This is a genomic window from Exiguobacterium sp. SH3S1 (assembly GCF_004337105.1).
Lineage (GTDB): Bacteria > Bacillota > Bacilli > Exiguobacteriales > Exiguobacteriaceae > Exiguobacterium > Exiguobacterium aurantiacum_A.
In genome coordinates this window covers 60,944-81,568 of sequence record NZ_SJUW01000010.1, presented here as the reverse complement: position 1 = coordinate 81,568, position 20,625 = coordinate 60,944, and the positions used below count along the sequence as shown (strand labels likewise).

Here is a 20,625-nt window from a genome sequence, read left to right as displayed (position 1 = left end):
TTAGTTCCCCTCGATTTGGAAGTCCCCGTAGCCCTCGACTTCAATCTTGTCTCCGTCGCGGAGTTTACGGCCGCGGCGTTGATCGACCTCGCCGTTCACTTTGATCTCAACGTCTTCCAAAAAGAATTTCGCTTGGCCTCCGCTTGAAATAATATCAGCTAATTTTAAAAATTGTCCGAGTGTTACATACTCGGTCGTAATCGACACTTTTTCCATGTCGTCACTTCCTTTCCTTCATACTTTTCACAAAAAATCGCCATACATATTAGTTTATCGAAAAACGTCGAATAAGGCAAAAATAGGGATGATAAGGTGAAACACCTCATCATCCCCGATTCGCTCCATCTTGATTACGATGTGCGGACTGGCAAAATCAACTGAAGGACACTATCTTGTTCGACCGGACGCAAAATGAACGGGCGCATCGAACCTGTGAATTGAACCTCGATTTCCGTCGCATCGAGCGCACGAAGCGCATCCATGACAAATTTCGAGTTGAACGAAATTTTGAGTTCTTCACCTTCGAGCGATAAGATGCTGACCCGCTCGGACACTTTCCCGACTTCAGGCGAGTGTGAAGAGACTTCGACCGTGTTCGCTTCTTCAGCCACGAACTTGATGACATTGTTGCGATCCGAACGTGCCAACAGCGATGCACGATCAATCGCCTGTAAGAAATCTTTCGCATTCAAACGAACTGCAGTCCGATATTCTTCTGGGATCAAGCGAGACGTATCTGGGTACGCTCCATCAAGAAGACGTGAAAAGAACGAAATGTTTTTCAGACGGAATAGAATCTGTTGGTCCGTCAAGACGATTTCAATCGGCAACTCTTCACGGTCGAGTAATTTCGCGAGCTCATTGAGCGAACGACCAGGTACGACGACGTTTTGGAACGTCAAATCGTCATCTGTTTCAAAACGGGCCCGGCGCAGTGCTAACCGATGGCTATCCGTCGCGACGCATGTCAAAAATCCTTTTTCAGCTGAGAAATTCACACCTGTCAGGACTGGCCGTGTCTCTTGCGACGAGACGGCAAAGCTTGTTTGGCGAATGATCGTCTTCAACAAATCGGCCGGAAGATAGAACCGGCGGTCGCTAGCTAGTTCAGGGAGACGTGGATACTCGTCTGGGTCGAGTCCGTTCAGATGGAACTCCGCTTGACCTGATTCGATACGCGTCATGAAGTTTGGTGAGACTTCGAGTGTGACTTCGTTCGTCGGAAGCTTCTTGACGATTTCACCAAGGAAACGGGCGTTCAAGACGACGCTACCGGCACGTTGGATTTGGATGAGTTCGATTCCACCCTCTTCGACCGGGATCAATCGTTCGATCGAAATTTCCGTATCACTTCCTGTGAGCGTCAATCCATCTGCATGGGCTTCAAGTTTTAATCCTGTCAAAATCGGGATCGTCGTTCTAGAAGCAACAGCTTTTGATACATCTTGTACGGCTTGCATGAATACATCGCGCTGAATCGTTAAGTGCATGTGGATAATTCCTCCTAAGTGAAATGAGTCATATAGTTTAATAATAATAGTATTATTTAAGTCATAATAGTAATAAGGGCTGTGGATAGTGGGGATAACTCACTTGAACAACTGGTGTTGAGCCAATCTGCCTGTGAATAACGTGTGGATAACTCGGCTTGTTTATCCACAGGATATCCACAAGAGGAATGAGACGGTTACGACAGCGCCTTCTTCAATGTTTTAATCGTCTCTTGCATCTCCGGATCATGCTTGAGTAACGTGCTAATCTTCTCATGAGCGTGGATAACTGTAGTGTGATCCCGCCCACCGAACTCTTCTCCGATTTTAGGGAGTGAGCTCTCGGTCATCTCGCGTGATAAATACATCGCGATCTGTCTCGGGAAAGCGAGCGTCTTCGTCCGTTTTTTCGCTTTGAGCTCATCGACCTCGATGTTAAAGTGATGACCGACGATCTCTTGGATGTCACGGATGACAATCTTCTTCGCCTCTTGCACCGGCATGATGTTGTGGAGCGCTTCGGCAGCGACATCAGGGTCAATCGGCCGGGCGACCAGCTTCGCATAGGCGACGACGCGGGTAAGTGCGCCTTCAAGCTCACGAATGTTCGTGTCGATTTGATTCGCGATGTAGAGCATGACGTCATTGGCGATATCAAGCCCTTCAGCTGTCGCTTTCTTCCGTAAAATCGCGATCCGCGTCTCGAGGTCAGGCGGCGTGATATCCGTGATCAGTCCCCATTCGAACCGAGATCGGAGACGATCTTCTAACGTCGGAATCTCTTTAGGCGGCCGATCGCTCGAGATGACGATTTGTTTTTGATCGTTATGGAGCGCATTGAACGTGTGGAAGAACTCTTCTTGCGTCTGTTCTTTCCCGGCCAAGAACTGAATGTCATCTATTAATAGAACATCGATGTTCCGGTAACGGTTACGGAACTCCTCTGTCTTATTGTCGCGGATTGAGTTAATGAACTCATTTGTAAACTTTTCCGACGAAACGTAGGCGATTCGTGCGCCTGGCTTCTGCCCTTTCACGTAATGACCGATCGCATGCATCAAGTGTGTCTTTCCAAGTCCGACTCCCCCATAGATGAAGAGCGGGTTGTAAGCTCTCGCAGGCGCTTCGGCCACAGCCAGTGAGGCAGCGTGGGCAAACCGGTTGCCCGAACCGATGACGAACGTTTCAAAGATATACTTATCGTTTAATTGACCGAGGTTCCCTTCCTCTTTTGATCGTACTGGAACCGGCTGCTCTCTCGTTTCTGTAGCGGCAATCGCTTCTTTTGATCCCTCGGCAGGAGCATACTTGTGCGCTTGCGACTCCTCGATAAAATGAATCTCAAGTCGATTGTTCGTCACTTCCTCAACCGTATCTTGCAGTAATGACAAGTACTGACGTTCGAGCCAAGTGACAATGAAACTAGCGGGTGCAGATACGACGAGTGTCGTTCCCATCAATGAAATTCCTTCCGTTGACTTCAACCACATGTCAAAGCTAGCTTTTGGTGTTCGTTCTTCTTCGTCGATTAGAGATAAAACATTTCTCCAAATCTCGCGAGCATTTTTCAATGAAAGACCTCCTTTACTCACATATTGGCGAAACTTATTCACATGATATACACATTCACTATTCTTATAGTAGAAACTAGGCTTATCCCCAGGAAACAAAAACTGTGGATAACGTTATCCACAAGGTGTTAACTATGGGGATAACAGTTATCCACAGGCTGTGTATATCTCGGAATTGATGAAATATCATCCACGAGTTGTGCACATTTAGTTTAGCAAAATAAAATAGACGTGGCAACGGTTTTTGACATTTATCCACAGATTTAAAAAACAATCCACAGGCACTTATCCACATGCTGTGGACAGTGTGGATAAGCTGTGGATATGTTGTGGATAAACTTAAAGTGAACGAGCCGTCATGAAAAAGTTATGCACAAAAGAGGGAGAAAGAAAATAACGTATTGTTTTTGTAAGAGAAGAAAGTGGAATTTTAAGAAACCACACGTTACAATTGTTGAAAAAGACGGAGTTATACACATATAAGTGTGGATAACTAGGTGGATATGTGGATAAAATGGCTTTATCAAGCTATTTGTAAAGGAATGACGGCTCAAATGTAAAGGTTGCGTCTCGTTTAGTCCCCTATTTTATCGATGTCTAGCCTGATCCGTCTAGCTGGGGAGATCAAGTCCATCGCTGCCAACTATTCGTGCCCGATTCGAAAACCTCTTGAAATGCCATTGACAATCGGTAGAACAGTTTATATAATCTTAAAGACTGCCTTAAATGAAACTATAACTTGCTAATAGAGCGTTAACCTTGAGGAGGTGCTTTAACCATGAAACCAACTTTTAATCCTAACAACCGTAAGCGTAAAAAAGTTCACGGATTCCGTTCGCGTATGGCGACTAAAAACGGCCGCAACATTCTTGCAGCTCGTCGTCGTAAAGGCCGCAAAGCCTTGACTGTCTAATAAAGATCAAAAGATTGCCCGGGGAACTGATCCTCGGGCAATCTTTTTTTATCGTCACAGAATCGAACGGAAAAAATTGATTCTCACTCGTTGAAATGAATGGGATATGATATGATGTTAGGTGACGATTTTTGAAGCGAAGGATGGAGTGAGAATTTTGAAAAAAGAATACCGCCTCCAAAAGAATGAAGAGTTCCAAGCGGTGTTTCGCGAAGGACGCTCCGTGGCTAATCGTCAGTTTGTCGTCTACACGCAGAAGGCGGATCAAGCGCATTTCCGGGTTGGACTTTCTGTCAGCAAAAAGTTAGGGAACGCAGTGGAACGAAACCGAATGAAACGATTGATGCGTGAATCGCTTCGCTTGCTCGAACCGAACGTAGCTCCGCATAATTATGTCATCATCGCTCGTAAACCGGCGACGTCGCTCTCGCAAGATGAAGTGACGGAAAGCTTGAAGCATGTCTTCAAACGAGCTAAAGTTTGGCAACAGAGACAAGTCGATCGATCATAACAATCCGAGCTCGTTCTTTCATATATAACGCGAACTAATTAGGATTGACCGATAGACGTGTGACGCAACTAAAAGAATCGATACAGAAAGCGTAGGAGGAATTATGAGCAAAAACCTGAAATTAGGATTATTGGCCGTCATGACTGGTGTCATCTTGTTGATGGCCGGATGTGTCGATCCATCGACAATCCAAGGAGAGCCGATCACGGCTGAAACGGAAGGCTTCTGGTCTCAATACTTTGTATGGCCACTAGCATGGTTGTTAAAAGAAGCGGCTTATTTAATCGGCGGCACTTGGCAGTACGGGTATTCGATCATCATTGCGACGATCATCGTCCGCCTCTTGATCTTACCGCTCATGATCAAGCAGACGAAGAGTATGGGTGCGATGCAAGTGTTGCAGCCGGAAATGCTCAAGCTTCGTGAGAAGTATAGCTCGAAAGACCAAGAGACACAGCGTAAACTGCAAGAAGAAATGATGAAGATGTATCAAGACTACCAAATCAACCCGCTCGCAGGGTGTTTGCCAATCTTGATTCAAATGCCGATCTTGTTCGCATTCTATGATGCGATTCGTCGGACACCTGAAATCTTTGAAGCAAGTTTCCTTTGGTTCGACCTTGGTGCGCCGGATCCGACGTTCATCTTGCCGATCCTTGCTGCGATCTTGACGTATGCCCAACAAAAAATCTCAATGGCGGGGCAAGAACAAAACCCGCAGTTGAAGATGATGCTTTATATCTTCCCGGTCATGATCTTCGTCATGTCGATCACCCTCCCGGCAGCCCTCTCGATGTACTGGGTCGTCGGTTACATCATCTCAATCATTGTGACGATGGCGATCATGTTGCCGATGCGTGAGAAGATGAAAGTTCAAGCTGAGGCGAAAATCGCTGCGAAAGAAGCAGAGCGTGCGGTACTCGCAGAAGAAGAAAAACAGAACAAAAAGAAAAAACGCAAATAAACGTTGAGGCTGTGGATAAATGATCCACAGCCTTTTTTTGTGACAAGAGAAGTATTGTGGATAAAATGCGGGAATAGGATTAAGGACCAATTATCTGAATCAAGAAGGGAGCATTCCTAATGGAGACGCTGATCAAACGGCTTGAGCGTTCGACGTTAGTCCAAGCCGGTATTTATTTGTTGATCGGGTTACTGATTTTATTTAATCCGCGCTTTTTCTTTGACGTCATCGTTTATCTCGTCGCCGGTTATTTTGCTGTGCTCGGTCTTTGGGTGTTGTTCCAAGGTCTTCGCCAACGAAAAGATGGGTTGCCGCCATCCTTCTTTATGGGGATCGTCTATATCTTGATTGCCTTGATCGTCTTTTTCTTCGCTGAAACGTTAGCCAGCCTCTTGCCGCTCTTCATCGGTTTCTTGTTCTTGTTTGGCGGGCTCATCCGGCTCATTCAAGCCGTTGGTTTTCGCAAGACGATTGCGAGTCGGTGGATGTTCTTTCTATTGAGCAGCTTGTTGTGGATCGGGATCGGGCTACTCATGCTGGCGAACCCGTTCGACAGCTTACTCGTCTTGTTTCAATTGTTCGGCGGCTTTTTAATTGCCGTCGGTCTCATCGAATTAGTACTCTATTTCACGCTTCGGTCTGCAAGACGCCAGCACGGATGAACGAAGAGCCGCCTGATTTCACAGGCGGCTCTTTTCGCATTGGAGCCAATCCGGGGCGACCATGACATGAAGGTCGACGTCCGAATGCTCATCGCCTTCCCCGCGTCCAAACGATCCTTTAAGAAAAATCGCTTGAACGGCTTCGTCTTGCTGTAACACGTCCGTCAGTTTAGAAATGGCCTCAAGTTGTCTCATTCCGTCGTGCCTCCTTTGGAAATATATTCCGCTATTGTACAAAAGTAAAAACTGAAAAAGCAACTTGTAACGTAAAGGTCGGACCCTTTCGTTCGAGCTAAATATCGTGTATAGTAGGTGCGTTATGCATATGATAGATAAAGATGTTTGAAGTATGGGAGGGGAAGATTATGCTAGAGTTTGACACGATTACAGCCATTTCGACGCCGATGGGTGAAGGGGCAATCGGAATCGTCCGTTTGTCCGGTGACAAGGCTGTCGAGACGACGGCGAACGTGTTCGCGGGCAAAGACTTGACGGAAGTGGACTCGCACACGATTCATTACGGAAAACTGAAACGGCCTGGCACAGACGAGGTCATCGATGAAGTGATGGTCAGCGTCATGCGGGCGCCGAAGACGTTCACGCGAGAAGACGTCGTCGAAATCAACTGTCACGGAGGAATCATCGCGGTCAATCGTGTCCTCGAGCTGATCCTCGAACAACCGAACATTCGATTGGCAGAACCAGGCGAGTTCACGAAGCGCGCCTTTTTGAATGGCCGCATCGACTTGTCACAAGCGGAAGCGGTCATGGATTTGATTCGGGCGAAGACCGACCGCGCCATGACCGTGGCGATGTCACAGATGGAAGGTCGTTTGTCGCGGCTCGTCCGCGATTTGCGTCAACTGTTGCTTGAAACGATCGCAGCCGTCGAGGTCAATATCGATTACCCAGAGTACGATGCTGAAGAGATGACGCAAGCGATCGTTGAAGAGAAGGCGGGCGAAGTGAAACGTGTGCTCGAACAACTGCTCGAAACGGCTCGCCAAGGAAAGATTTTGCGCGAAGGTCTCGCGACAGCGATCATCGGACGGCCGAACGTCGGCAAGTCCTCGCTGTTGAACACGCTCGTCCAGGAAACGAAGGCGATCGTCACGGAAATCGCGGGAACGACGCGCGACACGATCGAAGAGTACGTGAACGTCAAAGGCGTTCCGCTCAAGCTGATCGATACGGCCGGGATTCGCGAGACGGAAGACATCGTCGAACGGATCGGTGTCGAAAAATCGCGGAAGGCGCTTGCGGGCGCCGATCTCATCTTGCTCGTCTTGAACGGTCATGAGGGCTTGACGGTCGAAGATGAGGCGCTATTCGAGGCGATTGCCGGCATGAATGCGATCATCATCATCAACAAGACAGACTTGCCACAAAACATGGATTCTTCTAAGCTAGAGAAATTAGCGGCAGGGCGCCCGATTGTGGCTACATCGCTATTATTGGAAGAAGGGATCGATGCGCTTGAAAAGGCGATTTCGAACTTGTTCTTCGCCAAAGGCGTCGAGTCGCAAGATATGACATATATCTCGAACGCACGACACATTCAACTCATTAAACGAACGATCGAGCAAATCGATGAAGCGCTCGGTAGCGCCGGCATGAACATGCCGATTGACATGGTCCAAATCGATTTACGTCGGGCGTGGGATACGCTCGGGGAAATCAATGGGGACACGGTCCAGGAAAGTTTAATTGATCAACTGTTTTCACAGTTTTGTCTTGGGAAATAAGAAGGAGGAAACACTATGGCTTACACGGCAGGCGAGTTTGACGTCATCGTCATCGGAGCCGGTCACGCGGGGATCGAAGCGGCACTTGCATCGGCGCGCATGGGCGCGAAGACAGCGATGCTCACGATGAACCCGGACATGGTCGGGTTTATGTATTGCAATCCGTCGATCGGAGGTCCCGCTAAAGGGATCGTCGTTCGTGAAATCGATGCCCTCGGAGGCGAGATGGCGAAAGCGATTGACGCGACATATATTCAAATGAAAATGCTCAACACATCAAAAGGTCCAGCGGTGCGTGCGTTACGGGCGCAAGCGGACAAATTCCAATATCAAAATCACATGAAGAAAGTGCTTGAAGACGAGCCGAACCTGTTGCTTCGTCAAGCACTCGTCGAGCGACTCATCGTCGAAGACGGGCAAGTACGCGGTGTCATCACGAACACAGGCTCGGAGTATCGGGCGAACGCGGTCATCGTCACGACCGGTACGTTCATGCGCGGACAGATCATCATCGGAGAACTGTCTTATGAGAGCGGTCCGAACAACCAAATGCCTTCTGTCGAGCTGTCGAAGCATCTCGAAGAGCTCGGGCTTGAACTTGTTCGTTTCAAGACGGGTACGCCGCCGCGAATCGACGGGAAGACGATCGATTATTCAAAAACGGAGATTCAGCCGGGGGACGAGAACCCGTCGCTCTTCTCTTACACGTCGACCGACCTCAATCCGATCGAACAGATCCCGTGCTGGCTCACGTATACGAGCGAGCGGACGCACCAGTTGATTGACGAGAACTTGCATCGTTCGCCGATGTATTCGGGCGCGATCAAAGGGACAGGGCCACGCTACTGTCCGTCGATCGAAGATAAAGTCGTTCGTTTCAACGACAAGCCGCGTCATCAAATCTTCCTCGAGCCAGAAGGCCGCGACACGGAAGAAATCTACGTCCAAGGTTTCTCGACGAGCATGCCGGAAGACGTCCAGCACCAGATGCTCCGGACGATCCCGGGTCTTGAAAACTCAGAGATGATGCGCCCCGGTTACGCGATCGAATACGACGCGGTTGTACCGACGCAACTGTGGCCGACACTCGAGACGAAGGCGGTCAGCGGTCTGTTCACGGCTGGGCAGATCAACGGGACGAGCGGATATGAGGAGGCAGCCGGGCAAGGTATCATGGCCGGTATGAACGCCGCCTGCAAAGTGCTCGGGAAAGACCCGGTCATCTTGGACCGGTCGCAAGCGTATATCGGTGTCTTGATCGACGACCTCGTGACGAAAGGGACGAACGAGCCGTACCGTCTGCTGACGTCACGTGCCGAATATCGCTTGCTCCTTCGCCACGATAACGCCGATCTTCGCCTCAGCGACATCGGACACGAAGTCGGTTTGTTGTCGGCTGAGCGCCATGCAAATCTTGAAGACAAACGTACAGCCATCGCTGCGGAAGTGAAGCGGCTCCAGTCGCTCGTGATCAAACCGTCGGCTGAAGTGAATGCGATTTTGGAAGAAGTCGGGGCGAACCCGCTCAAAGAAGCAGCACATGCCAACATCTTGTTGAAGCGGCCCGAAGTGACGTACGCGACGCTGACGCGGTTTGCACCGGCTCTGGTCGAAGTGCCGTTCGAAGTGGCTGAACAAGTCGAGATTCAAGTGAAATATGAAGGCTACATCTCGAAACAGCTCGAGCAAGTCGAAAAAATGCGTCGTATGGAAGAGAAGCGCATCCCTGAGAAGCTCGACTATGACGCGATCAGTGGTCTTGCGACGGAAGCACAACAGAAATTGAAACAAGTTCGTCCGCTCTCGATTGGACAAGCGTCACGTATTTCCGGGGTGAACCCGGCCGACGTATCGATTCTTCTTGTCTATATCGAGCAGGGACAATACGCAACGGTGGAGTGAGACGATGAATCAATCCCAATTTATTGAAGCCTTACAGGCAGAAGGGTTCGAACTGAGCGAGAAACAACTCGCCCAGTTCGAACGGTATTTCGAGATGCTCGTCGAATGGAACGAGAAGATGAATTTGACGGCGATCACGGATAAAGAAGAAGTCTATTTGAAGCATTTCTATGATTCGCTGAGCGCTGCGTTTCATTTCGACTTCACGGCCGTCGAGACGGTATGTGACGTCGGCGCCGGGGCAGGATTCCCGAGCTTACCGCTCAAAATCTTGTTCCCGCACTTACATGTAACGATTGTCGATTCGCTCAACAAGCGCATCACGTTCTTGAACGAACTCGCCCTCGCTCTCGAGCTAGATGGCGTCGCGTTCCACCATGGACGCGCCGAAGAGTTCGGGAAAAATAAAAAATTCCGTGAGCAATTTGATGTCGTGACGGCCCGTGCCGTCGCGCGGATGACGGTGCTCGCCGAGTACTGTCTACCGCTCGCAAAAGTCGGCGGAACGTTCGTGGCGCTCAAAGCCGCGAAAGTTTCCGACGAACTTGTGGACGCGAAGAATGCCTTGGCGGTGCTCGGTGGGAAAGTAAAAGCGACACACCAGTTCCTATTGCCAGGAGAGATGAGTGAGCGTAATATCGTAATTGTAGATAAATTACGTAAAACGCCCGGGAAATATCCGCGTAAAGCGGGAACGCCGGCGAAAGAGCCGCTAATCTGAGTATTCTTGTTTCACGTGAAACTAAAAGCAGATTCCAGTGGTGGAATCTGCTTATTTTTTACATAAAGGGGTGCCGACGTTGAAGAAAACATTTGCTAAACTGTTCGGAAGTCGTCAAGAAGTGGCCGTCACGGAAATGACGCAAGTTAAACCGAACGACACGGTTCAAGAAATCGCTTTAGCATTACTTCTTCCAAACCGTTATCAACCGCGTAAAGTATTTGAACCGGCTAAGATTGAAGAGTTGGCCGTCACGATCGAAGAGCACGGATTGCTTCAGCCGATCGTCGTTCGTAAGGCGGAAGGGGACCGCTATGAGATCATCGCTGGGGAGCGTCGTTTTCGCGCGGTCAAATCGTTAGGATGGTCCGTCATTCCGGCCATCGTCCGTGACATGGATGACGATACAACGGCCGCCTTGGCGCTCATCGAAAACTTACAACGCGAACAGCTTAGCCCGATTGAAGAAGCGGAAGCGTATGACCGGTTGTTGTCGATGAAACAGTTGACGCAAGACGCGCTCGCGAAGAGCCTCGGTAAGAGCCAGTCGACAATCGCGAACAAGCTACGCCTCTTGAAGCTGCCGAACGACGTCAAACAATGTTTACGTGACCGTCAAATCAACGAACGACATGCCCGGGCGCTCTTGCCGCTCAAAGAAGAGTTGCTGCAAATTCAAGTACTCACGGAGATCCTTGAAGAAGACTATAACGTCAAAGAGACGGAACAACGTGTCGCGTTCCTGACGACGCCGATTGAGGAAGAAAAACGGAAACCGAAGAAGCAACGCCGGCGGACGAAAAGTTTTGCCCGAGACACTCGAATCGCGATCAACACGATCCGTGACTCGATTGATCTGATCGGGAAAACCGGTATCGAAGTTCAAACCGAAGAAGTCGATGAAGAAGAGTTTGTTGAAATTCGAATCCGAATCCCAAAAGCACGGCCACAAAAGTGAGCTCGTGCTTTTTTTATAATTCATGAACAAGGAGGCGTCACGATGGAAAAGTTAGCGCTCAAATTTATCCGTCCCAACCCGAACCAACCAAGGAAGCAATTCGAAGCCGAGAAGCTAGAAGAGCTGCGACAATCGATTGAACGGTACGGTGTCTTGCAGCCCATCGTCGTCCGTAAGGCGAGCGGCTATTATGAGATCATCGCTGGCGAGCGGCGCTATCAGGCGGCGATGCTTGCCGGAAAGGAAGATATTCCGGCGCTCATCGTGACGGCCGACTCGGATCGGGTCATGGAGCTCGCGCTCATCGAGAACATCCAACGGGCTGATTTGAACGCGATCGAAGAAGCGCTCGCCTATGAGCAACTCATGCAGACGTTAGGGCTGACGCAACAACAGCTCGCCGAACGTGTCGGGAAGAGCCGGAGCCATGTGACGAATAGCCTCCGGCTCCTGAGACTGCCGAGCGCGGTCCAACACGCGGTCATGGTCGGGGAACTGACGATGGGTCATGCCCGTGCCATTACCGGCATGAAGTCGGAGGCGGCGATGGAACAAATCGCGCGACGTGTCATTGCTGAGCAGTGGACGGTCCGCCGGCTCGAGCGCCATTTGCAAAAAGAGCGCACAGAAAAAAAGACGCTCAAACGCTCAGACGCCGACGTCGAAGCCGTCGAGGCCGTGCTTGCGGAACGTCTTCAAATGGATGTCTCGATTCGGTCACGTCGAAAAGGCGGCGTCCTCGAGTTGAAATATTTTTCGCAGGAAGACTTGGAACATTTGTTGACGCTGTTGTCACCTCAAGATTTTGATTCGTCACGTGATTGACGAAGTCTTGTGAACGCAGCCTCTTCATGGTGGATGTTTCCGATTCGCGAATCGAATTCGACGAATCCGGCGGTGACGAAGCGCGCCAGTTCGTAAACGAGGTGGAGACGCGTGTTTTGTAGAATCATCATCTCCATGAAGCCGCTCACGTTGACGACCGCCTTGATGTTGTATTCGCCGACCGAGGGGAGTTCTTTTTGAACGCCAGCGCCCGGTGCGAGCGGGCCTTCCGAGAAGAAGACGTAACCGACGCTCGATAAGCGGCCGAGGCAGGCATCGATGGCGATGATGAGCGGACGGTGAAAGCGTGTCTGAATCTCATGGAGCGTTTCTACTAGGTTTAATGCGTGGACCGGTTTCGTGAGTGTTCCGTAGACGTGCAAGTTCCGAACCATTTTTTCCTCGAGAAACGTACCGACGAGGGGACCGAGCGAATCTCCGGTCGAACGGTCGGATCCGATGCAGACGAGAACGATCGGACGGTGTGTCTCGCTCGCCAACTGTTCGTGAAGCTGGTCAGCAAAAAGTTTGGATCCACTCCGTTCAGTATGTTCGATGAAGAAAGAGTATGGTTTATGAGGTTTTAGGCGAAACGGCATGAATCTCATCCTCTCTTCTAAGCTGTTTGTGATCTAGTTGCATTTGCGGAAGGATATCGTATTAACCCATTCCCGGAACAAGGAAACTTATAACGTCCGGATGTAGGGTTTGAGAAAAGTCATCAATTATGGTTTGATGGGTTAGAATATATGACTTTAGAGGTGACAACATGGCTTCACAGAATACAGAAACAGATTTAAGTACGGTGGCCGACGAGACGATTAATAACGTCAACCGCTTCGTCGCGTATTTTCAAGACACAGAGATGTGGATCGCCCTTGGGATTAAGCTGACCGGGGTCGTGCTCATCATCGTGGCGTTGTATGCGGCGACAAGAATATTGACGTCGATGGTCCAGCGCGTGTTCACGTTACGTAAAATCCATGAAGATAACATCGTGGCGCAACGGCAAAATGAAACGCTTTTGAAACTGGCGCAAAACACGATCCGTTATGTGATCGGGCTCATTATGATTTTGACCGTACTCGGTCAATTCGGGGTCAATATCGCTGGTTTGATCGCATCGGCCGGGGTCGCGGGTCTCGCCATCTCGTTCGGTGCCCAAAACTTGGTCAAAGACGTCATCACAGGCGCGTTCATTATTTTTGAGAACCAGTACAAGAACGGGGACTACGTGAACTTGAACCAACAAGTCGACGGGACCGTCATCGAAGTCGGCATCCGGACGACGAAACTTAAAGGATTGAACGGACAAGTGACGATCATTCCGAACGGTCAAATCATGCAAGTGACGAACTACTCGCTTGAGAACAGCGTCGCTGTCGTCGATATCGGGGTCGCTTATGAGGAAGAGGTAGAAGGGGTCGAAAAAGCGCTGAAAGAAATCGCGAAAGCGGTCGAGGCAAAGTATCACGATCTGTTCATCGAACCGATCACACTCGCCGGCGTGCAGTCGCTCGGACCGTCGGAAGTCGTGTACCGTCTCATGGCCGAAGTGCCGCCGACGCAACATTTCGCGGCAGGCCGGATTTTGCATAAAGAGTTGAAGGCCGGACTTGATGAGCGCGGGATTGAAATTCCATATCCACGCACGGTCATGATGCCTCCAACGACTTCGACTAAAGGAGCGCCCGAAAATGCAGGCTAAATCGTATGAGTTAAACGATTTTGTAGAGATGAAGAAACCGCACGCTTGTCAGACGAACCGTTGGCAAGTCACACGGGTCGGGATGGACATCCGAATCAAATGTCAAGGCTGCGGAGCGAGCGTCTTAATGCCGCGACGTGACTTTGACAAACGTTTGAAAAAAGTGCTTAAACAAGAGAACGCCGCTGAATAAGTGGCGTTCTTATCTATGTTGCAACCGTGAGTTGCGGTTTAATCGAGGACTATCTATAATTGTGAAGGATGTGACGGTGTGGTGTACTGAACGTACCCACTCCACAGACGGATCAACATTTCCCGGGAAACACCGGATGAGGAGGAAATATAAGTGGGATTAACAGCAGGAATCGTCGGGTTACCGAACGTCGGGAAATCGACATTATTTAACGCCATCACGCAAGCAGGTGTAGAAGCGGCCAACTATCCGTTTGCTACAATCGACCCGAACGTCGGAGTCGTCGAAGTACCGGACGCGCGTTTGGACCGGTTGACAGAACTCGTCAAACCGAAGAAGACGGTACCGACAGCGTTCGAATTTACAGATATCGCCGGAATCGTCAAAGGAGCATCAAAAGGAGAAGGTCTCGGGAACAAGTTCCTAGCCAACATCCGTGAAGTGGACGCGATTTGCCAAGTCGTCCGTTGTTTTGAAGATGACAACATCACCCACGTCGCCGGTAAAGTGTCGCCGATCGATGACATCACGACAATCAACCTCGAGCTCATCTTGGCGGACCTCGAACTTGTCGACAAGCGCATCACGCGCGTTCAAAAAATGGTGAAGTCAAAAGATAAAGGGGCCGCCCAAGAACTTGAAGCACTCGAGATCGTTCAAGCGGTCCTCGAATCAGAGCGCCCGGCCCGTGTAGCCGAATTGACGGAAGACCAACTCGCGATCGTCAAACACTTCCAACTGTTGACGATGAAACCGATGCTTTACGTCGCGAACGTGAGCGAAGACGAAGTCGCGGACTCGGACAACAACAAGTACGTGCAAGCCGTGCGTGAACACGCCGCGACGGAAGATGCGAAAGTGATCGTCATCTGTGCGCGCATCGAGGAAGAAATCTCTGAGCTTGAGCCAGAAGAGCGCCTTGAGTTCTTACAAGACCTCGGGATTGAAGAGTCTGGCCTCGATCAGCTGATCCATGCCGCGTACTCGACGCTAGGTCTCGCCACATACTTCACGGCAGGTGAGAAAGAAGTCCGTGCTTGGACGTTCAAACAAGGGATGAAGGCTCCTCAGTGTGCCGGCGTCATCCATTCGGACTTTGAGCGTGGATTCATCCGGGCAGAAGTCGTCTCGTACGAAGACTTGTCGGCTGCCGGCAACATGGCACTCGTCAAAGAGCAAGGCAAGTTGCGTTCAGAAGGTAAAGAATATGTGTTCGAAGATGGCGACGTAGTCACGTTCCGCTTCAATGTTTAAGACATTTCCTTGAAACGTATTGTAAAATGCAAATAAGTTTGATAGTATATTATGACGTGAGTAAAACAATTGTTTGCTCCTTGCTCCTGCAACCGGTAGGAGCCGCTAGTCCAAGAGGAGGTGAAAGATAATGCGTAAATATGAACTACTTTACATTATCCGTCCATCAGTTGATGAGGAAGCTAAAAAAGCGTTGGTTGAACGTTTTAACAACGTCATCACTGAAAACGGAGGTACTGTTGAAAAAACAACAGATATGGGTAAACGTCGTTTCGCTTACGAGATCAACAAAATGCGCGAAGGATACTATGTTCTTCTTAGCATCACTGCTGAACCTAAAGCGATCCAAGAAACAGAGCGTCTCATGAAGATCTCTGATGACGTTGTCCGTCAAATGACAACTAAAGATGAGCGTTGATTCTTGACGCTTCATATTGTGAAAGGGGAGCTTTGAGATGATTAACCGAGTTGTGTTAGTTGGTCGATTGACACGCGATCCAGAAATGCGTTATACGCAGAGCGGAATCGCCGTAACTCGCTTCACTCTCGCTTGCGATCGTCCATTTACTGGACAAGATGGGAAGCGTGAGGCGGACTTTATTGATTGTGTCGTTTGGCGCAAACAAGCAGAGAACGTGGCGCAATATTTGAAAAAAGGCAGCATGGCCGGCGTAGACGGTCGCCTTCAAATCAGTAGTTACGAGGGTCAAGATGGCCAACGTCGTTACCGGGCAGAAGTCGTAGCAGATAGCGTACGCTTCCTTGAACCACGCGGTGCCTCAGCGCAACGTGATACAGCACCAGCGGGAGATGTTTTCGGTGGTGGTGAGTCAAGTGGATCAGGATGGGGCGCAGCCGCTTCTTCGACTTCATCTCAGTCCTCAAACCAATCTTCAAACAAAGGTTTTGAAGCAGATCCGTTCTCGGGTGGCGGCAAAATCGACTTATCGGATGACGATCTACCATTTTGATCGCGTCGATTCGAAACTAAACTAATAAAGGAGGTCTTCACATGGCACGTCGTCCAGGAGGTCGTCGTCGTCGTAAAGTATGTTTCTTTACGTCGAACAACATCACTCATATCGATTATAAAGACGTAGAATTACTCAAGCGCTTCGTTTCAGAGCGTGGGAAAATTCTTCCACGTCGTGTGACCGGTACTTCAGCGAAATACCAACGTCCACTTACTGTCGCTATCAAGCGTTCACGTCAAATGGCTTTGCTTCCATACGTTGCAGAGTAATGTTTGACACACGGCTTATCCTTTGGGGTAAGTCGTTTTTTTGTTTTCTGTCTCCACGTAGGAGTGTAAGTGAAACCGGCAGATATGGTATGATAGAGCAGAAACCATTTAGACATCATGAGTGCTAGGCACTCATTTTAGGAGGCACACATGCACAGTGGTGAAGCAATAACATCAGTGAAGAACCAATACGCACGTTACGCGATTCCGTATGTGATTGGAATGCTCGTTTCGTTAGGATTGGCGTTCTACAGCATTGTGGCGGCAATCACCCTGTTCGTGGGCACGCTGATCTTCTTCACGTATCAGCAAGTGACGATCCGGCGAGAACGCAAAGCGTGGGAACGTTATGTCCACTCGCTCTCACATCGGATTGAGGATGTCGGCAAAGAAGCGCTCACGAGTATGCCGATCGGGATTCTAATATTCGATGAGACCCGGCGCATCAGTTGGTTCAATGAACAGTCCCGACTCATCTTTGAACTTGAGATGGAACTGGGCATCTCGATCGACTCGATTCATTCGGCCTTTACGGAGTTGATCGAGGAGGAAGAGGACGAGGCGACGATTGAAGTCGGGGACCGTGTATACCGTGTCCTGTACAATAAGGAATATCAAACGCTGTACTTGTTCGATATGACGGACGAGGCGGAGATTGAACAGAAGTACTCTGAAACGCAGACAGTGATCGGCGTCCTCTACTTAGACAACTACGATGAGATGTCGACTGCGGTCGATGAACAGGTCCGCAGCGAAATCAACCGCCGTGTGACCGTTCTCTTGAACCAGTGGGCGCAAAAATATCACATTTATATGCGTCGGACGGCTGCCGACCGGTTTTTCCTCGTCATGAACGAACGAACGCTCTCGGAACTCGAGACCAATCGCTTCTCGATTCTTGATGAGGTCCGGGAAGCGACGAAGGAACATAAAATTCCGCTCACGCTCTCGATTGGAATCGGCTGCGGCGAGACGACGCTGACCGAACTCGGCAACTTGTCCCAATCGAGCCTCGATTTAGGGCTCGGGCGCGGTGGTGACCAAGTCGTCGTCAAACGTCATAACGGAAAAGTCCGCTTCTTCGGCGGCAAGACGAATCCGACCGAGAAACGGACGCGGGTACGTGCCCGCGTCATCTCGAACTCGATGCGTGATTTGATTCGAGAGTCGAGCCGTGTCCTCATCATGGGACATAAAAACCCGGACATGGATTCGCTCGGCGCATCGATTGGAATCATGAAGCTCGCTGAGTTTGTCGGTCGTGAGGCGTACGTCGTCATCCCGGCCGGCGAGACGAGTGTCGGGATTCAACGGCTCGTCCACGAAGTCGAGAATGATGAAGACTTGTACAGCCACTTTTTGACGGAGTTTGAGGCGCAACCGCTCATCGATGACCAGACACTTCTCGTCATCGTCGACACGCACCGTCCCTCACTCGTCATCTCACGGGATCTTTTAGACAGGGCCGAACGAGTCGTCGTCATCGACCATCATCGTCGCGGCGAAGAGTTTATCGAGGACCCGGTGCTCGTCTACATGGAACCTTACGCGTCGTCGACGTGTGAACTCGTGACAGAGTTGATTGAATATCAAGCGGGTACCCGCAAACTGTCGATTTTAGAGGCGACGTCGCTCCTTGCCGGAATCATGGTCGATACGAAAGGGTTCACGCTCCGGACCGGGTCGCGGACGTTTGATGCCGCTTCATTCCTCCGGATTCAAGGAGCGGACACCGTGCTCGTCCAACATTTCATGCGGCAAGACCTCGATTCTTATATCGAACAGTCGCATATTTTAGAGAATACCGACATTTATGCAGGCGGTATGGCAATCGCGGTCGCTTCAGACGACGAGGCCCATCATCAAGTGTTGATCGCCCAATCGGCGGACCAACTCCTGAACATGGAAGGCGTCAAGGCGTCGTTCGTCATCGCCATCTTGCCAGACGGTCGGACCGGGATCAGTGCCCGTTCGCTCGGCGACGTCAACGTTCAAGTCATCATGGAGATGCTCGACGGAGGCGGCCACTTGACGAACGCGGCCACGCAGTTGAACGTGGGTCGCGACGAGGCGAAACAGCTGTTAAAAGAAGCGATCGATCATTACACGACAGATGAAAACGAGGGAGAGGAATCGGAATGAAAGTCATTTTAAAAGTAGATGTTAAAGGTCAAGGACAGGCAGGGGACGTGAAAAACGTCGCCGATGCTTACGCAAAAAACGTACTCTTCAAGCAAAATTTGGCAGTCGAGGCGACACCAGGCAACTTGAAGGCGTTTCAAGCGAAAGAACGCCGTGCCGAGGAAGCAGCCGAAGAAGAGCTGAAAGCCGCACAACAGTTGAAAGACAAGCTTGAAAAAGAGACGATCGTCGTCAAGACGAAATCAGGCGAAGGTGGCCGTGTCTTCGGCTCGGTAACGAGTAAACAGATCGGTGAAGCGCTCAAAGGGATGGGTTACAAGATCGATAAGCGTAAAATCGAACTTGAACATCCGATCAAAGCGCTCGGTTTCACAAAAGTGCCCGTGAAGTTGCACCATGACGTCACGGCACTGTTAAACGTACATGTTCAAGAAGCTTGAAGGCGAGGTAGAAACGAATGAGTGATGCGATTCAAGTCAATACTCCGCCACATAGCGTTGAGGCGGAACAAGCCGTCCTTGGGGCAGTTATTCTCGATTCTGACCGGCTGATCACGGCCTCGGAACGAGTCGACCCGGACGACTTTTATCGTGTCAGCCATCAACGGATCTTCGAAGCGATGCTGAAGATCAACGACCGCGGGGAACTCGTCGACTTGGTCACGCTCAGTTCGGAGCTCCAATCACAAGGAATCCTCGATGAGATCGGTGGATTGAACTACTTGGCCGAAATCGCCGAGGCGGTTCCTGCCATCGGGAACATCGGGTACTATTTGAACGTCGTCGATCAAAAGGCGGCGCTCCGGCGTCTCATCCGGACGGCGACGAATATCGTCTCGGACGGATACGAGCGTCAAGACGAAGTCGATGCGGTCCTATCTGATGCCGAGCGAAACATTTTAAAAGTTTCGCAGCGGAAAGGCCAATCGAGTTTCCATTCGATCGGTTCGGTTTTGTCGGATGCCTATTCGACGATCGAGAAGCTGCATCAATCGAGCGGTGAGATCACGGGGATCGCGACCGGCTTTAGTGACCTCGACAAGATGACGGCCGGGTTCCAGCGTAACGACCTCATCATCGTGGCTGCCCGTCCTTCTGTCGGGAAGACGGCCTTCGCCCTCAACATCTCGCAAAACGTCGCCGTCCGTACGGGCGAAAACGTCGCCATCTTTAGTCTTGAGATGGGTGCCGAACAACTCGTCATGCGGATGCTCTGTGCGGAAGGCAATATCGACGCGCAGCGTCTGCGGACCGGGCGACTCGAGTCTGAGGACTGGGGACGGCTATCGCTCGCGATGTCGTCGTTATCACAGGCCGGTATCTTTATCGATGATACACCAGGTCTTCGCGTCAACGAGATTCGGGCCAAATGCCGCCGCTTGAAGCAAGAGTACGGTCTCGGCATGATCATGATCGACTACTTGCAGCTCATTGTCGGGAACGGCAAGCCGGGCGAGAACCGGCAACAAGAAGTCTCTGAGATCTCGCGTACGCTCAAAGCGATCGCCCGGGAACTCCAAGTACCGGTCATTGCCTTGTCGCAGCTCTCGCGTGGCGTAGAGAGCCGTCAAGACAAACGGCCGATGATGTCGGATATCCGGGAATCCGGAGCAATCGAGCAAGATGCCGATATCGTCGCCTTCTTGTACCGGGACGACTATTACGATAAAGAGAGTGAAGACGCCAACACGATCGAGATCATCATCGCCAAACAGCGTAACGGTCCGACCGGCACGGTCAAACTCTCGTTCCGGAAAGAGTACAACAAGTTCGTCAACATGGAGACGCAAGCCTTCGCACCACCGATGTGAGATCGGTGGTGTT

23 protein-coding genes are annotated in these 20,625 nt (G+C 50.4%); 18 read left to right on the top strand and 5 right to left on the bottom strand.

Annotation, left to right across the window (positions count from 1 at the left end; genetic code table 11):
* From yaaA to dnaA, 3 genes are all read right to left on the bottom strand, one after another.
* Positions 1-216, bottom strand: coding sequence for a S4 domain-containing protein YaaA (yaaA, locus tag EVJ26_RS11545; RefSeq protein ID WP_070329328.1), 216 nt, complete (start codon positions 214-216; stop codon positions 1-3).
* 134 nt (positions 217-350) lie between these two features.
* Positions 351-1,490, bottom strand: a complete 1,140-nt coding sequence (gene dnaN / locus EVJ26_RS11540) for a DNA polymerase III subunit beta (RefSeq protein WP_070329329.1) — start codon at positions 1,488-1,490, stop codon at positions 351-353.
* Positions 1,491-1,687: 197 nt separating this feature from the next.
* Positions 1,688-3,061, bottom strand: coding sequence for a chromosomal replication initiator protein DnaA (gene dnaA / locus EVJ26_RS11535; RefSeq protein WP_070329330.1), 1,374 nt, complete (start codon positions 3,059-3,061; stop codon positions 1,688-1,690).
* Between the two features lie 778 nt (positions 3,062-3,839).
* Between dnaA and rpmH the strand changes: the two genes are divergently transcribed.
* From rpmH to EVJ26_RS11515, 4 genes are all read left to right on the top strand, one after another.
* On the top strand, positions 3,840-3,974 hold the full coding sequence (rpmH, locus tag EVJ26_RS11530; protein ID WP_083274156.1) for a 50S ribosomal protein L34: 135 nt from the start codon (positions 3,840-3,842) through the stop codon (positions 3,972-3,974).
* 157 nt (positions 3,975-4,131) lie between these two features.
* Positions 4,132-4,485 carry a ribonuclease P protein component gene (gene rnpA, locus EVJ26_RS11525; RefSeq protein WP_070329331.1) on the top strand — a complete coding sequence of 118 codons (354 nt, stop codon included), beginning with the start codon at positions 4,132-4,134 and terminating at the stop codon, positions 4,483-4,485.
* Positions 4,486-4,588: 103 nt separating this feature from the next.
* Positions 4,589-5,449 (top strand): membrane protein insertase YidC, encoded by an 861-nt coding sequence (gene yidC / locus EVJ26_RS11520; protein WP_131457821.1) that lies wholly within the window; start codon positions 4,589-4,591, stop codon positions 5,447-5,449.
* A gap of 119 nt (positions 5,450-5,568) precedes the next feature.
* Positions 5,569-6,111, top strand: coding sequence for an HdeD family acid-resistance protein (locus tag EVJ26_RS11515; RefSeq protein WP_131468562.1), 543 nt, complete (start codon positions 5,569-5,571; stop codon positions 6,109-6,111).
* An 18-nt stretch (positions 6,112-6,129) separates the two neighbouring features.
* On the opposite strand, the gene EVJ26_RS11510 is transcribed toward EVJ26_RS11515, so the two are convergent.
* Entirely contained in the window at positions 6,130-6,306 is a 177-nt protein-coding gene (locus EVJ26_RS11510) for a nucleotidyltransferase domain-containing protein (protein WP_131470515.1), read from the bottom strand.
* A gap of 170 nt (positions 6,307-6,476) precedes the next feature.
* On the opposite strand from EVJ26_RS11510, the gene mnmE reads away from it, so the two are divergent.
* From mnmE to EVJ26_RS11485, 5 genes are all read left to right on the top strand, one after another.
* A complete protein-coding gene (gene mnmE, locus EVJ26_RS11505) occupies positions 6,477-7,856 on the top strand; it encodes a tRNA uridine-5-carboxymethylaminomethyl(34) synthesis GTPase MnmE (RefSeq protein ID WP_131470513.1) in 1,380 nt (459 codons plus the stop codon).
* Positions 7,857-7,871: 15 nt separating this feature from the next.
* The gene (mnmG, locus tag EVJ26_RS11500) at positions 7,872-9,758 is read left to right on the top strand and encodes a tRNA uridine-5-carboxymethylaminomethyl(34) synthesis enzyme MnmG (protein WP_131457818.1); all 1,887 of its coding nucleotides are present in this window, start codon (positions 7,872-7,874) and stop codon (positions 9,756-9,758) included.
* Positions 9,759-9,762: 4 nt separating this feature from the next.
* Positions 9,763-10,479 carry a 16S rRNA (guanine(527)-N(7))-methyltransferase RsmG gene (rsmG, locus tag EVJ26_RS11495; RefSeq protein ID WP_070329336.1) on the top strand — a complete coding sequence of 239 codons (717 nt, stop codon included), beginning with the start codon at positions 9,763-9,765 and terminating at the stop codon, positions 10,477-10,479.
* 79 nt (positions 10,480-10,558) lie between these two features.
* Positions 10,559-11,437, top strand: coding sequence for a nucleoid occlusion protein (noc, locus tag EVJ26_RS11490; RefSeq protein WP_070329337.1), 879 nt, complete (start codon positions 10,559-10,561; stop codon positions 11,435-11,437).
* A gap of 42 nt (positions 11,438-11,479) precedes the next feature.
* The gene (locus EVJ26_RS11485) at positions 11,480-12,262 is read left to right on the top strand and encodes a ParB/RepB/Spo0J family partition protein (RefSeq protein WP_131457817.1); all 783 of its coding nucleotides are present in this window, start codon (positions 11,480-11,482) and stop codon (positions 12,260-12,262) included.
* Here the strand turns inward: EVJ26_RS11485 and yyaC are convergent.
* Entirely contained in the window at positions 12,235-12,861 is a 627-nt protein-coding gene (gene yyaC / locus EVJ26_RS11480) for a spore protease YyaC (RefSeq protein WP_070329339.1), read from the bottom strand. The two genes, EVJ26_RS11485 and yyaC, sit on opposite strands and share 28 nt — an antisense overlap.
* Before the next feature lie 170 nt (positions 12,862-13,031).
* Here yyaC and EVJ26_RS11475 point away from each other — a divergent pair, with 170 nt between their 5' ends.
* The 9 genes from EVJ26_RS11475 to dnaB all read left to right on the top strand — a co-directional run bounded on the left by EVJ26_RS11475 (position 13,032) and on the right by dnaB (position 20,612).
* The gene (locus EVJ26_RS11475) at positions 13,032-13,970 is read left to right on the top strand and encodes a mechanosensitive ion channel family protein (RefSeq protein WP_131457815.1); all 939 of its coding nucleotides are present in this window, start codon (positions 13,032-13,034) and stop codon (positions 13,968-13,970) included.
* Positions 13,960-14,163 carry a DUF951 domain-containing protein gene (locus EVJ26_RS11470; RefSeq protein WP_016509068.1) on the top strand — a complete coding sequence of 68 codons (204 nt, stop codon included), beginning with the start codon at positions 13,960-13,962 and terminating at the stop codon, positions 14,161-14,163. The genes EVJ26_RS11475 and EVJ26_RS11470 overlap by 11 nt, the downstream gene beginning before the upstream one ends.
* Before the next feature lie 153 nt (positions 14,164-14,316).
* Complete coding sequence (gene ychF, locus EVJ26_RS11465; RefSeq protein ID WP_131457814.1) at positions 14,317-15,417, top strand: redox-regulated ATPase YchF; 1,101 nt, start codon at positions 14,317-14,319, stop codon at positions 15,415-15,417.
* Positions 15,418-15,547: 130 nt separating this feature from the next.
* Positions 15,548-15,835, top strand: a complete 288-nt coding sequence (gene rpsF / locus EVJ26_RS11460; protein ID WP_016509090.1) for a 30S ribosomal protein S6 — start codon at positions 15,548-15,550, stop codon at positions 15,833-15,835.
* Between the two features lie 37 nt (positions 15,836-15,872).
* Positions 15,873-16,388 carry a single-stranded DNA-binding protein gene (gene ssb, locus EVJ26_RS11455; RefSeq protein WP_131466046.1) on the top strand — a complete coding sequence of 172 codons (516 nt, stop codon included), beginning with the start codon at positions 15,873-15,875 and terminating at the stop codon, positions 16,386-16,388.
* Positions 16,389-16,429: 41 nt separating this feature from the next.
* Positions 16,430-16,660, top strand: a complete 231-nt coding sequence (gene rpsR, locus EVJ26_RS11450) for a 30S ribosomal protein S18 (RefSeq protein ID WP_015880232.1) — start codon at positions 16,430-16,432, stop codon at positions 16,658-16,660.
* Between the two features lie 150 nt (positions 16,661-16,810).
* The gene (locus EVJ26_RS11445) at positions 16,811-18,802 is read left to right on the top strand and encodes a DHH family phosphoesterase (protein WP_131457813.1); all 1,992 of its coding nucleotides are present in this window, start codon (positions 16,811-16,813) and stop codon (positions 18,800-18,802) included.
* Positions 18,799-19,242, top strand: coding sequence for a 50S ribosomal protein L9 (gene rplI, locus EVJ26_RS11440; protein WP_070329344.1), 444 nt, complete (start codon positions 18,799-18,801; stop codon positions 19,240-19,242). Before EVJ26_RS11445 ends, rplI begins: the two co-directional genes overlap by 4 nt.
* A 17-nt stretch (positions 19,243-19,259) precedes the next feature.
* Complete coding sequence (gene dnaB, locus EVJ26_RS11435) at positions 19,260-20,612, top strand: replicative DNA helicase (RefSeq protein ID WP_131457812.1); 1,353 nt, start codon at positions 19,260-19,262, stop codon at positions 20,610-20,612.
* Positions 20,613-20,625 lie beyond the last annotated feature (13 nt).